Consider the following 12508-nt stretch of genomic DNA (forward strand, 5'->3'; position numbering starts at 1 on the left):
GATGGAATTCAACAGAGCAAAGCGCATGCCATTTTTGTAAGCCGATGAAACCGCGTAGTTAATTGATGTGTAATAAGTTTTTCTGATGATAAATTGCACAATGGCGGCGCAAAGGCTGCGCAATGGCGGTGCGCGAGCGTAAATTTTGTGAAGAACATGGCAAGAGACGGTTGGCCTGGTTAGCATGAAGGATGTCTGGCATGAGCTGGATCGCAGCACTGAGAGGAGAGCGTAATGGAGAAGTGGCGTTACTGGATGCTAGGGATCTGTCTGGTCAGCACGGCCAGCAGCGTATGGGCCGATTCGCTGGATCAGCAGCGACAGCGCTATGCGCAAATCAAGCAAGCCTGGGATAACAAACAGATGGACCAGGTGACGCAGCTGATGCCGACGCTGCAGGATTATCCGCTCTACCCGTATCTGCAATATCGCCTGCTGGCGCAGGATCTCGATCAAGAGACGCCGCTGGCGGTGAAGAACTTTATTCAACAATATCCCACGCTGCCACCGGCGCGCTCGCTCTCAACGCGCTTTGTGAATGTGCTGGCGAACCGCCAGGATTGGCAGGGTGTGCTCAGCTTCAGCCCGGATGAACCCAAGCCGGTGCAGGCGCGCTGTAACTGGTATTACGCCAAGTGGGCCACCGGCCAGCAGCAGGCGGCATTTGCCGGTGCGAAAGAGATTTGGCTGCGCGGCACCGCGTTGCCGAACGACTGCGACAAACTGTTCTCGGTATGGCAGGCCAGCGGGCAACTCTCGCCGATTACCATCCTCGAACGCATCCGTCTGGCGATGAAAGCCGGTAACGACAGCCTGGTGAATTACCTGGCGAAAATGCTGCCGGCGGATTATCAAACCACCGCCAGCGCGCTGATTGCGCTGCAGCAGAATCCGCAAACCGTTACCACCTTTGCCAGCACCATGGGGCCTACCGATTTCACCCGCATGGCGACCAGCTACGCCTTCGCCCGCGTGGCGCGTGAGGATATGGACAACGCGCGCATGATGATCCCGCAACTGGTGCAGGCGCAGAAGATGCGCCAGGCCGATGAGCAGGATCTGAAAGAGACCGTGGTGTGGCGCATGATGGGCGCGGATCTCACCAGCGAGCAGGCGCGCTGGCGTGATGCGGTGGTGATGAACAGCGAATCCACCGCGCTGGTGGAGCGCCGCGTACGCCTGGCGCTGAGCCAGAACGATCGTCGTGGTCTCAATACCTGGATCGCGCGTTTGCCGGTGGAGGCCAAAGAGAAAGATGAGTGGCAATACTGGCAGGCGGATTTGCTGATTTCGCAGGGCCGCAAAGAGGAAGCCAACGATATTCTGCGTAAGCTGATGCAGGCACGCGGCTTCTATCCGATGGTCGCGGCGCAGCGCTTGGGCGTGGAGTATCCGTTGCAGGTCGATAAGGCACCGGCAGCCGACAGCAGCGTGACGCAAGGTGCCGAGATGGCGCGCGTGCGCGAGCTGATGTATTGGGGATTGGATAACCTGGCGCGCAGCGAATGGGCCAATCTGATCTCCAGCAAAACCCGTTCGCAGCAGCAGATGCTGGCGCGTTACGCCAACGAGCAGGATTGGTGGGATCTCAGCGTGCAGGCCACCATCACCGCGAAAATGTGGGATAGCCTGAAAGAGCGCTTCCCACTGGCGTGGCAAAACCTTTATCAGCAATACACCAGCGACAAAGGTATTCCGCAGAGTTATGCGATGGCGATTTCGCGTCAGGAGAGCGCGTGGAACCCGAAAGCGCGTTCACCGGTGGGCGCCAGCGGATTAATGCAGGTGATGCCTGGCACGGCGACGCATACCGTGAAAATGTATAACATTCCCGGCTATGTGAACAGCAGCCAGCTGCTGGATCCGCAGACCAATATTCAGATCGGGACACAGTATCTGGAGTACGTCTATCAGCAGTTTGGTCAGAACCGCATCTTCTCTTCGGCCGCCTATAACGCTGGTCCGGGACGCGTGCGCAGCTGGCAGAAAACCAGCGGCGGTAATCTGGATGCGGTGGCGTTTATCGAAACCATTCCGTTCTCAGAAACGCGTGGCTACGTGAAAAACGTGCTGGCCTACGATGCCTATTACCGCTACTTCATGGGCAAGCCGGACAAGATTCTCGCCGACAGTGAGTGGAATCGCCAGTATTGACTGTGCTATGCTTCCGTACTCGTTAATGAGTACGGAAGCCCTTCATGAGCCAACCCCTTTCTTCCCAGCCGGAATCGGCTCAGCCTGTTGAAGATAACTGGCTGCGTTTTATCGAACTGATGCAAAACGCTTTTGCCGATGGCGTGGCGCTGCCGTTATTACAACTGATGATGACGCCGGATGAACGTGAATCCTACGGAACGCGTTTGCGCATTATTGAAGAGTTGATGAGTGGCGAGATGAGCCAGCGTGAACTGAAGAATGAGTTGGGCGTGGGCATCGCCACCATTACGCGTGGCTCCAACAGCCTGAAAGAGGCGCCGCCAGAGCTAAAACGCTGGCTGGAAGCGCGTCTCGGCCGCGATTAACGCTGGCTGTACAGCGGATGCGTGAACGGACACAGCGCCAGAATCAACGCCTGATGGTAGACGCTGGAGCGGCTCAGCAGGCCGTGGGTTAAGGCTCCAATCGCGCCGCCTTTGTGTTTGATATTTTCCACGCCGGTTAAGCGTGCCATCTCATCACCCAATTCATGCCCGGCAGCTAAGCCTGCCACGATGATCGGCGGCAGCGTAAAGCTAGCTGAACGTGATTCACCGCGCTGCTGCGCGTTTTCAATCACCATCCACGCAAAGGCGCAATCGCCTTCAATACCCGCTTCAATCGCCACCCAGTAATCGGCCTGTGGACGCGCCTGACGCGCGTTCTCTACGCGCTGGCGTGCGCCAGTTCGCGTTTCAACATCACTAAGTGGCTGGGCTGCGACGCCGCTCTCGACCTCAACCCCTTCGATGTGGCAGGATCCTTCGCCGAAAACGTCGTTGAACGCCTGAGCAATCGCGCGAATTTTTGCCGGGTTGATGGTGGCTGCGACAACATGGTACATAATTGTTTGAACCCTCGAGGCAAATTTGTCGCAGTATAACGGAAATTAAGCATGCTACAGGTCTATCTTGTTCGTCACGGTGAAACGGTATGGAATGCGGCCCGACGCATTCAGGGGCAGTCTGACAGCCCGTTAACGGAAAAAGGTGAGCAGCAGGCACATCAGGTGGGCGAGCGGGTGAAATCGCTGGGCATTACTCACGTGATTGCCAGTGATTTGGGACGTACGCGTCGTACGGCAGAGATTATCGCCGACGCGTGTGGCTGCACCGTTACGCTCGATGCGCGGCTGCGCGAGTTGAATATGGGCTGCCTGGAACAACGTCCACTCGACGGCTTGACCGAAGAAGAGGAAAACTGGCGCAAAACGCTGGTGGATGGCACCACGGCGGGGCGTATTCCAGGTGGTGAATCGATGGCGGAAATGGCGGCGCGTATGCACGAAGCGCTGAATGCGCTGCTCGAGCTGCCTGCAGGCAGTCGTCCGCTGATTGTCAGCCACGGTATGGCGCTGGGCGTGCTGGTCAGCACTATTCTCGGTTTGCCTGCGCATGCGGAACGTCGTTTGCGTCTGCGTAACTGCTCGATTTCACGTGTGGATCATCAGCAGAGCGCGTGGCTGGCGGCTGGTTGGGTGGTTGAGACGGCGGGCGATGTGTCGCATCTGGATGCGCCTGCGCTGGATGAGTTGCAGCGTTGATCCGACGTTGTAAATAAAGAGGTCGCCATGAATGGCGACCCTACGAAATCGTGCAGTTCTGCGCTAAGGTCGCCATGAATGGCGACCTTACGACGATTAATGGTTTTGTGGGCGAATCGGAATCAGGTATTCGCAGCGGATTTCCGTTGGCGGCTCGCTACGCTTCTTACCACCGTGCGTGAAGAAACGCTCGATATCCTGTCCCTGACGACGCACTAATCCCAGCGTCGGCATGCAGGTGCCGTACAGCAGCAGGATGAATTCACCCAGCGCGCTGCGCGCACCGTTGTAGGTGAACTGCACGTAATCTCCTGCCTCCAGCACTACGCTCTGATTCGACTGCATGCTTTTTGCCAGCTGATCGGCGGGCACCGCAGTGGTGTAGAGAATCTCCTGCTCATCATCCTTTTCATGGCTGGCACGCACCTGATGCAGACCATACAGCACCGGCGGCACCGTGTCGGTTTCCAGCAGGAACTGCTTCCAGAAATGCATGCGCATCTCATCACGGTAGCTGGAAATCTGCTCCAGCGTGCAGGAGTAACTCTGCGTTTGGCCGACCAGCACCGTTTCAGGCAGCGTAACAAACTGCGCTTCCGGGATGCTGTTATCGTCGAGACGAATCGGTGGGCGAATGCCAAACGAGTTCCACTCAGACGAGCGACGATACCAGGCGGGCGTTTGGTTGAACTGCTTTTTAAACGCACGGGTAAATGTCTGCTGCGAATCGAAGCGATATTGTAGTGCGATGTCGAGGATGGGGCGGCTGGTCAGGCGTAGCGCCACCGCGGCTTTCGACAGCCGACGCGCGCGAATATACGCACCAATCGCGTGGCTGGTTACTTCCTTGAACATCCGCTGCAGATGCCACTTGGAATAGCCTGCTTTCTGCGCAACGTTATCTAATGAAAGCGGTTGGTCCAGATGGCTCTCCAGCCAGACAAGCAAATCGCGAATGATACCGGCTTGGTCCATAAAACATCCTCATAACTCTCTGGTGGCGCAACTATGAAGTCGTCGAATAATAGCACGAAATGCACAAAAGCGTGGGGGCGGTTTGCTAATCGAGTGTGCTAAGTCAATGCGGGTTAAAACCCGTTTAGGTTTGGTTCTGTGTTCGATTGACAGTACATTACATTCTCATCTATTCGATTGGCAATGGTAACTCAATGACAATAGCTCGTATTCTTATAATCACGTTGGCAACATATGTATTCAGTGCTGGCGTTCAGGCCGAAGAGATCGGCTCGGTAGACACGGTATTCAAGATGTTTGGCCCCGATCATAAGATCGTGGTGGAAGCCTTCGATGACCCGGACGTAAAAAATGTAACCTGTTATATCAGCCGGGCAAAAACCGGCGGTATCAAAGGCGGATTGGGTTTGGCGGAAGATACGTCCGACTCGGCCATTTCCTGCCAACAGGTTGGGCCGGTAGAGCTTAGCGATAAAATCGCACAAGGCAAGGCGCAAGGTGAAGTGGTGTTCAGGAAACGCACATCGCTGGTGTTCAAGAAGCTGCAGGTGGTGCGCTTCTTTGACCAGAAACGCCATGCGCTGGTGTACCTAAGCTATTCCGACAAAGTAGTGGATGGATCGCCGAAGAATGCGCTGAGCGCCGTGCCGATTATGCCGTGGCATTAATGCAGACATAAAAAAACGCCCTGACGGGCGTTTTTTCTTTCAACTCTTAATCCTGCAGTTCGCCGCAGAAGCGGTAACCTTCGCCGTGAATAGTGGCGATGATTTCAGGCGTGTCTGGCGTGGATTCGAAATGCTTACGGATGCGGCGGATGGTGACATCCACGGTACGGTCATGCGGCTTCAGCTCGCGGCCGGTCATCTTCTTCAGCAAGTCACCACGCGTCTGGATTTTGCCTGGGTTCTCACAGAAGTGCAGCATAGCGCGGAATTCACTGCGCGGCAGCTTGTACTGGTCGCCGTTCGGGCTGATCAGTGAGCGGCTGTTGATATCCAGCTCCCAGCCATTAAAGCGATAGCTTTCAACGGTACGGCGCTCTTCGCTTGGCATCGCCAGATTCATGGTACGCGACAGCAAGTTGCGTGCACGAATCGTCAACTCACGCGGGTTAAACGGTTTGGTGATGTAATCATCGGCACCGATTTCCAGACCGAGGATTTTATCCACTTCATTATCACGGCCGGTCAGGAACATCAGCGCGACGTTTGCTTGCTCACGCAGTTCGCGTGCCAGCAGCAAACCGTTTTTACCTGGCAGGTTGATATCCATAATCACCAGGTTGACGTCATTTTCCGTCAAAACCTGATGCATCTCGGCGCCGTCGGTGGCTTCATAGACCACGTAACCTTCTGCCTCAAAGATACTTTTGAGGGTGTTACGCGTGACCAGTTCGTCTTCAACGATAAGAATGTGCGGGGTCTGCATGTTTCGCTACCTAAAATTTGCCAACAAATCGAAAACAGGGCGTACGTCGGTTACGCTATTTTGCTGCAACCGGTATACGAAATAATCTTCGGAATACACCATCCATCTACGTCAACTTCAGTGTTAGCTCAGCCAGTCAGGATGGATATTTGCACGCCCCGAGGATATCGGACAGGCGCTCATCCTAACCGTATTAACAGCAACCTAACAGCACCAACAACAACCGATAAGCATAAAAACAACGCTTCGTTGACTTATATCAAATGCAAGTGTAGCACGTTAACACTTTTATGAAAAACTTCTCCAGGATTGCTAGTTTAGCTCACAAAATGCAGCATTTTTGCTACATTTATCCCTTATACAACCAAAACTAAAACACGCAGGAAATTATATTTCAATGATATGAAAGAAAAGGGTTTTATATTAAATAGATCATATAATTTTGCTTATGCCTGCTAATTTCCACTTCAGCTGGATTTATCCCTCTTTTAACATCATTAACATCTTATTTTCTCCGCTAGCCGCAGTTGGTATTTTCTCTGCTGCATGCCAACATAATGCGAGTTGTTAACAGTTCGATGGAAAAATCATGCATTTCCCCTTAATCCTTGTCTCTCCCGCCCGTCCGGAAAATATCGGTGCGGCTGCCCGCGCTATGAAAACCATGGGTTTTAGCGAACTGCGCATTGTCGCCAGCGATGCCTGGCAAGATCCGGCAGCACGCCGCGTGGCGCACGGCGCCGGTGAGATCCTCGATAACGTCAAAACCTACGCCACGCTCAGCGAGGCGCTAAAGGATGTCGATTTTTCCGTGGCGACCACCGCGCGCAGCCGTGCGAAGTTCCGCTATTACGCCACGCCTGCGCAGGTTGAAAACATCCTGCAGGAGAAGCGCCAATGGCTGAGCCGCATCGCGCTGGTGTTTGGCCGTGAAGACAGCGGTTTAACCAATGAGGAGCTGGAGCAGGTTGATCTGTTGACCGGCATCCCGATGGCCAATGATTATCCGTCGCTGAATCTCGGTCAGGCGGTGATGGTGTATTGCTATCAACTGTCAGCGCTTAATCAGATAGCGGCTGAGACCGCAGAAGTGGCGAATGAGCTGCAGTTGCAGGCATTGCGCCAGCGCTTCCACCAGTTGCTGGTTAAGCTGGATGTCAGTGATGACGTCAAAATGGCCGACTGGATCGATCAGCGTATTGGCCTGCTGGAACAGCGTGACAGCGCCATGCTGCATCGCTTGTTACATGACGTAGAAAAAAAACTTATAGATAATTGCTCGGATAAATCCTGAGTTGCTAGTGACTGATGCGGGAATCCGCCGCATCTCCTGAACGATCGCAATAATTTTTGCTTCAGCAAGCGCAGCACTGCGCAGCGGCAGGGATGGCACGGCTAAGACAAATTCGTTGACTTAACGTGCGCTTTGCTTTACTTCTGGAAGGCAGACGGACAAGACAAAGACAGACAGAAAAAAATCTAAATGCGTAAACTCAGCCTGAACACCACAATTATTATTACCACCACCATTACCACAGGTAACGGTGCGGGCTGACGCATACAGGAAAAACAAAGAAAAAAGCCCGCACCTAAACAGTGCGGGCTTTTTTTTCGGCAAAAATTCAGGAGAGCTTTAACTATGCGAGTGCTGAAATTCGGCGGAACCTCAGTAGCCAATGCGGAACGTTTTCTCCGTGTGGCGGACATTCTGGAAAGCAATGCACAACAGGGACAGGTTGCGACCGTACTCTCTGCACCAGCAAAAATTACCAATCATCTGGTGGCGATGATTGAGAAAACCATCAGCGGCCTCGACACCTTGCCGAATATCAGTGATGCCGAACGTATTTTTGCCGACCTGCTGCAAGGCTTGCGTGACGCGCAGCCGGGCTTTGATTACGACGGACTGAAAACCCGCGTTGAGCTGGAGTTTGCGCAGCTGAAACAGGTGCTGCATGGCATCAGCCTGCTGGGCCAATGCCCGGACGCCGTTAATGCTGCCATCATCTGCCGTGGCGAGAAGCTGTCGATTGCGATTATGGAAGCGCTGCTGCAGGTGCGCGGCCACAAAGTCACCGTGATCGATCCGGTGGAGAAGCTGCTGGCGATTGGTCATTACCTCGAATCCACCGTTGATATCGCCGAATCCACGCGCCGCATCGCCGCCAGCCAGATCCCAGCCGATCACTTTATCCTGATGGCCGGTTTCACCGCCGGGAACGAGAAAGGCGAACTGGTGGTGCTGGGCCGTAACGGCTCTGACTATTCCGCTGCGGTGTTGGCTGCGTGTTTGCGCGCTGACTGTTGTGAAATCTGGACTGACGTCGACGGCGTTTACACCTGCGACCCGCGTCAGGTACCCGATGCGCGCTTACTGAAATCGATGTCCTATCAGGAAGCGATGGAGCTCTCTTACTTTGGCGCCAAAGTGCTGCATCCGCGTACCATCGCACCCATCGCCCAGTTCCAGATTCCTTGCCTGATCAAAAACACTGCTAACCCACAAGCGCCGGGCACCTTAATCGGTGGCGAAGGCGAGCTGGATGAAAATCCGGTTAAAGGCATCACCAACCTGAATAACATGGCGATGTTCAACGTGTCAGGTCCGGGCATGAAAGGTATGGTTGGCATGGCGGCGCGCGTTTTCGCGGCGATGTCACGCACCGGTATTTCAGTGGTGCTGATTACCCAATCCTCTTCAGAATACAGCATCAGCTTCTGCGTACCGCAAAGCGAGCAGGCGCGTGCGCGTCGCGTGCTGGAAGAGGAGTTCTATCTGGAGTTGAAAGATGGCTTACTCGATCCGCTGGACGTGCTGGAACAGCTGGCGGTGATCTCGGTGGTCGGCGATGGCATGCGCACGTTGCGCGGCATCTCGGCCAAATTCTTCTCGGCGCTGGCGCGTGCCAATATCAACATCGTGGCGATTGCGCAGGGTTCTTCTGAGCGTTCCATCTCGGTGGTGGTGAGCAACGATGAAGTCACCACCGGCGTGCGGGTGGTGCATCAGATGCTGTTCGCCACCGATCAGGTGATTGAAGTGTTCGTGGTCGGCGTTGGAGGTGTCGGCGCGGCGCTGCTGGATCAGCTGCATCGCCAGCAGACATGGCTGAAACAGAAGCATATCGATCTGCGTGTGTGCGGTATCGCTAACTCGCGTGCGCTGTTAACCAACGTGCACGGTATCGATCTTAGCAACTGGAAGGCAGAACTGAACGAAGCCAAAGAGCCGTTCAATCTCGGTCGCCTGATGCGTTTGGTGAAGGAGTATCATCTGCTGAACCCGGTGATCGTCGATTGTACTTCCAGCCAGGCGGTCGCCGATCAGTATGCCGATTTCCTCGCTGAAGGTTTCCACGTGGTCACGCCGAACAAAAAGGCCAACACCTCATCGTGGAACTACTACCAGCAGATGCGTGCAGCGGCAGCGAAATCGCGCCGTAAGTTCCTGTACGACACCAACGTCGGTGCCGGTTTGCCGGTGATTGAAAACCTGCAAAACCTGATGAATGCCGGTGATGAACTGATCAAGTTCTCCGGTATTCTGTCAGGCTCGCTCTCCTTTATCTTCGGCAAGCTTGATGAAGGCGTTTCGCTGTCGGAAGCGACCAAAATGGCGCGTGAAATGGGCTTTACCGAGCCGGATCCGCGTGACGATCTTTCTGGTACCGATGTGGCGCGTAAGCTGCTGATTCTGGCACGTGAAGCGGGACATCAGCTGGAACTCAGCGATATCGAAATCGAACCGCTTCTGCCTGCCAGCCTGACCGAGATCGCCGACGTTGAGCAGTTTATGGAACGTCTGCCGGAACTGGATAACGCCTTTGCCGCGCGCGTTGCCAAAGCGCGTGACGAAGGTAAAGTATTACGCTTCGTCGGCGCGATTGAAGAGGGCGGCGTTTGCAAAGTGAAAATTGATGCGGTGGACGGCAACGATCCGCTGTACAAAGTGAAAAACGGTGAGAATGCGCTGGCATTCTACAGCCGCTACTATCAGCCAATCCCGCTGGTTCTGCGTGGATATGGTGCAGGGAATGATGTCACAGCAGCAGGCGTGTTTGCTGACCTGCTGCGTACGCTGTCGTGGAAGTTGGGAGTTTGATGATGGTAAAAATTTATGCACCGGCCTCGATAGGTAACGTCAGCGTCGGCTTTGATGTGCTGGGCGCGGCGGTTTCGCCGGTGGATGGTACCTTGTTGGGTGACTGCGTTTCCGTCGAAGCCGCCGACAGCTTTAGTCTGGTGAACTCCGGGCGCTTTGTCAGCAAATTGCCAACCAATCCGCAGGAGAACATCGTTTATCAGTGCTGGGAGCGTTTTTGCCAGGCGATTGGTAAGCAAGTTCCGGTGGCGATGACGCTGGAAAAGAATATGCCGATCGGTTCCGGACTCGGTTCAAGCGCCTGTTCGGTGGTTGCCGGTTTGATGGCGATGAACGAATTTTGCGGTAAACCGCTCAACGATACCGAACTGCTGGCGCTGATGGGCGAGCTGGAAGGGCGTATTTCCGGCAGCGTACACTTTGATAACGTTGCACCGTGCTTCCTTGGCGGCGTGCAGCTGATGATTGAAGAGAACGGCATCATCAGTCAGGACGTGCCGTGCTTTGATGAATGGCTGTGGGTGATGGCGTACCCGGGGATTAAAGTCTCCACCGCCGAAGCGCGCGCCATTCTGCCGGCACAGTACCGTAAAGAGGATGCCATTAAGCACGGTCGCCTGCTGGCGGGCTTTATTCACGCCTGTCATACGCGTCAGCCTGGGCTTGCGGCTAAACTTATGCAGGATGTTATCGCTGAGCCGTATCGCACCAAACTGCTGCCAGGCTTCGCCGATGCGCGTAAAGCGGCGCAGGATATTGGCGCGCTGGCCTGCGGCATTTCGGGTTCCGGCCCGACACTTTTCGCTGTTTGCAACGAGATGGCAACGGCACAGCGGATGGCGGACTGGCTGAGCCAGCACTATCTGCAGAATGAAGAAGGTTTCGTCCACATCTGCCGTCTTGATACGGCTGGCGCACGTAAATTGGGATAACGCATGAAACTCTACAACCTTAAGGATCACAACGAGCAGGTTAGTTTTGCTCAGGCCGTTAAACAGGGCCTCGGCTCGCAGCAAGGGCTGTTTTTCCCGCTCGAACTGCCGGAATTCGAACTAACCGATATCGATGCCATGCTGGAGATGGATTTCGTCAGCCGCAGCAGCAAAATTCTCTCTGCCTATATTGGCGATGAAATTGCGGCGCATCAGTTGGCCGAGCGCGTGAAAAACGCCTTTGCTTTCCCGGCGCCAGTGGCGAAGGTCAGCGATGATGTGGCTTGCCTCGAGCTGTTCCACGGCCCAACGCTGGCGTTCAAAGATTTCGGCGGCCGCTTTATGGCGCAGATGCTCTCCTATGTAAGTGGTGCGGATGAGCAGATCACCATTCTGACCGCCACGTCCGGCGATACCGGCGCAGCGGTGGCGCATGCCTTCTACGGCATGGAAAACGTGCGCGTGGTGATTCTCTATCCGCAGGGCAAAATCAGCCCGCTGCAGGAGAAACTGTTCTGTACGCTGGGCGGCAACATCGAAACCATCGCGGTTGAAGGCGATTTCGATGCGTGTCAGGCACTGGTGAAACAGGCGTTTGATGATGAAGAACTGAAGAAAGCGATTGGCCTGAACTCGGCGAACTCGATCAACATCAGCCGTCTGCTGGCGCAGATTTGCTACTACTTCGAAGCGGTAGCGCAGCTGCCACAAGAGAAGCGCAATCAGCTGGTGGTGTCGGTGCCGAGCGGAAACTTCGGTGACTTAACGGCTGGCCTGCTGGCGAAATCATTGGGTCTGCCGATCAAGCGCTTTATCGCGGCGACCAACGCGAATGATACTGTGCCACGTTTCCTGGGCAACGGCGCATGGCAGCCAAACGCCACGGTTGCAACGCTGTCGAACGCCATGGATGTCAGCCAGCCAAACAACTGGCCGCGCGTGGAAGAGCTGTTCCGCCGTAAAACCTGGCGCTTGACCGATCTGGCGTACGGCGCTGTAACGGATGAAACCACCAAATCCACCATGCGCGAGCTGGCTGAGATTGGCTACATCTCTGAACCGCATGCGGCGATTGCTTATCGTCTGCTGCGCGACAATCTGCAGGAGGGCGAATACGGCCTGTTCCTCGGGACTGCGCATCCGGCGAAGTTCAAAGAGAGCGTGGACGAGATTTTAGGTCAGGATCTGCCGCTGCCGAAAGAGCTGGCCGAGCGCGCCGATTTGCCGCTGCTGTCGCACAATCTGAAAGGCGATTTCGCTGAACTGCGCGCGTTTTTGTTGAAGTAATGTAGGGTCGCCATTCATGGCGACCTCGATCAAGCCGCCATC

The 12508-nt window shown here is 55.0% G+C and carries 12 protein-coding genes and 1 other annotated feature; of the genes, 9 read left to right on the plus strand and 3 right to left on the minus strand.

Features of this window, described 5'->3' with window-relative positions; genetic code table 11:
• The first annotated feature begins 234 nt into the window (after window positions 1-234).
• Together sltY and trpR are read left to right on the plus strand one after the other, a co-directional pair.
• The gene (gene sltY, locus NR302_RS03355) at window positions 235-2154 is read left to right on the plus strand and encodes a murein transglycosylase (protein ID WP_258144573.1); all 1920 of its coding nucleotides are present in this window, start codon (window positions 235-237) and stop codon (window positions 2152-2154) included.
• A 44-nt stretch (window positions 2155-2198) separates the two neighbouring features.
• Window positions 2199-2522 carry a trp operon repressor gene (trpR, locus tag NR302_RS03360; RefSeq protein WP_008108696.1) on the plus strand — a complete coding sequence of 108 codons (324 nt, stop codon included), beginning with the start codon at window positions 2199-2201 and terminating at the stop codon, window positions 2520-2522.
• Here the strand turns inward: trpR and yjjX are convergent.
• The gene (yjjX, locus tag NR302_RS03365; RefSeq protein ID WP_258144574.1) at window positions 2519-3040 is read right to left on the minus strand and encodes an inosine/xanthosine triphosphatase; all 522 of its coding nucleotides are present in this window, start codon (window positions 3038-3040) and stop codon (window positions 2519-2521) included. The genes trpR and yjjX overlap by 4 nt on opposite strands.
• A gap of 51 nt (window positions 3041-3091) precedes the next feature.
• Here yjjX and gpmB point away from each other — a divergent pair, with 51 nt between their 5' ends.
• Window positions 3092-3739, plus strand: coding sequence for a 2,3-diphosphoglycerate-dependent phosphoglycerate mutase GpmB (gene gpmB, locus NR302_RS03370; RefSeq protein ID WP_061718168.1), 648 nt, complete (start codon window positions 3092-3094; stop codon window positions 3737-3739).
• A 96-nt stretch (window positions 3740-3835) separates the two neighbouring features.
• On the opposite strand, the gene robA is transcribed toward gpmB, so the two are convergent.
• The gene (gene robA, locus NR302_RS03375; RefSeq protein WP_008108690.1) at window positions 3836-4714 is read right to left on the minus strand and encodes an MDR efflux pump AcrAB transcriptional activator RobA; all 879 of its coding nucleotides are present in this window, start codon (window positions 4712-4714) and stop codon (window positions 3836-3838) included.
• A 194-nt stretch (window positions 4715-4908) separates the two neighbouring features.
• On the opposite strand from robA, the gene creA reads away from it, so the two are divergent.
• Window positions 4909-5382 (plus strand): protein CreA, encoded by a 474-nt coding sequence (gene creA / locus NR302_RS03380; RefSeq protein WP_008108688.1) that lies wholly within the window; start codon window positions 4909-4911, stop codon window positions 5380-5382.
• A 46-nt stretch (window positions 5383-5428) separates the two neighbouring features.
• Here creA and arcA read toward each other — a convergent pair whose 3' ends face one another.
• A complete protein-coding gene (gene arcA / locus NR302_RS03385) occupies window positions 5429-6145 on the minus strand; it encodes a two-component system response regulator ArcA (protein ID WP_008108686.1) in 717 nt (238 codons plus the stop codon).
• A 589-nt stretch (window positions 6146-6734) separates the two neighbouring features.
• Between arcA and NR302_RS03390 the strand changes: the two genes are divergently transcribed.
• The 5 genes from NR302_RS03390 to thrC all read left to right on the plus strand — a co-directional run bounded on the left by NR302_RS03390 (window position 6735) and on the right by thrC (window position 12466).
• Complete coding sequence (locus tag NR302_RS03390) at window positions 6735-7439, plus strand: tRNA/rRNA methyltransferase (RefSeq protein ID WP_008108682.1); 705 nt, start codon at window positions 6735-6737, stop codon at window positions 7437-7439.
• A gap of 189 nt (window positions 7440-7628) precedes the next feature.
• Entirely contained in the window at window positions 7629-7700 is a 72-nt protein-coding gene (gene thrL, locus NR302_RS23710) for a thr operon leader peptide (RefSeq protein ID WP_071531027.1), read from the plus strand.
• Window positions 7636-7758 (plus strand) — a sequence feature (Thr leader region). (Overlaps the previous gene by 65 nt.)
• A 26-nt stretch (window positions 7759-7784) precedes the next feature.
• Window positions 7785-10247, plus strand: coding sequence for a bifunctional aspartate kinase/homoserine dehydrogenase I (gene thrA / locus NR302_RS03395; protein ID WP_258144575.1), 2463 nt, complete (start codon window positions 7785-7787; stop codon window positions 10245-10247).
• 2 nt (window positions 10248-10249) lie between these two features.
• A complete protein-coding gene (gene thrB, locus NR302_RS03400) occupies window positions 10250-11179 on the plus strand; it encodes a homoserine kinase (protein WP_008108677.1) in 930 nt (309 codons plus the stop codon).
• 3 nt (window positions 11180-11182) lie between these two features.
• Window positions 11183-12466 carry a threonine synthase gene (gene thrC / locus NR302_RS03405; RefSeq protein WP_008108676.1) on the plus strand — a complete coding sequence of 428 codons (1284 nt, stop codon included), beginning with the start codon at window positions 11183-11185 and terminating at the stop codon, window positions 12464-12466.
• Window positions 12467-12508 lie beyond the last annotated feature (42 nt).

This window comes from Pantoea sp. SOD02 (assembly GCF_024707505.1).
GTDB classification, from domain to species: Bacteria; Pseudomonadota; Gammaproteobacteria; order Enterobacterales; family Enterobacteriaceae; genus Pantoea; species Pantoea symbiotica.

Coding starts and splice junctions, on each gene's coding strand:
- sltY (WP_258144573.1), top strand. CDS start 235: ATGGAGAAGTGGCGTTACTGGATGCTAGGGATCTGTCTGGTCAGCACG.
- thrC (WP_008108676.1), top strand. CDS start 11,183: ATGAAACTCTACAACCTTAAGGATCACAACGAGCAGGTTAGTTTTGCT.
- robA (WP_008108690.1), bottom strand. CDS start 4,714: ATGGACCAAGCCGGTATCATTCGCGATTTGCTTGTCTGGCTGGAGAGC.
- thrA (WP_258144575.1), top strand. CDS start 7,785: ATGCGAGTGCTGAAATTCGGCGGAACCTCAGTAGCCAATGCGGAACGT.
- arcA (WP_008108686.1), bottom strand. CDS start 6,145: ATGCAGACCCCGCACATTCTTATCGTTGAAGACGAACTGGTCACGCGT.
- yjjX (WP_258144574.1), bottom strand. CDS start 3,040: ATGTACCATGTTGTCGCAGCCACCATCAACCCGGCAAAAATTCGCGCG.
- trpR (WP_008108696.1), top strand. CDS start 2,199: ATGAGCCAACCCCTTTCTTCCCAGCCGGAATCGGCTCAGCCTGTTGAA.
- creA (WP_008108688.1), top strand. CDS start 4,909: ATGACAATAGCTCGTATTCTTATAATCACGTTGGCAACATATGTATTC.
- NR302_RS03390 (WP_008108682.1), top strand. CDS start 6,735: ATGCATTTCCCCTTAATCCTTGTCTCTCCCGCCCGTCCGGAAAATATC.
- gpmB (WP_061718168.1), top strand. CDS start 3,092: ATGCTACAGGTCTATCTTGTTCGTCACGGTGAAACGGTATGGAATGCG.
- thrB (WP_008108677.1), top strand. CDS start 10,250: ATGGTAAAAATTTATGCACCGGCCTCGATAGGTAACGTCAGCGTCGGC.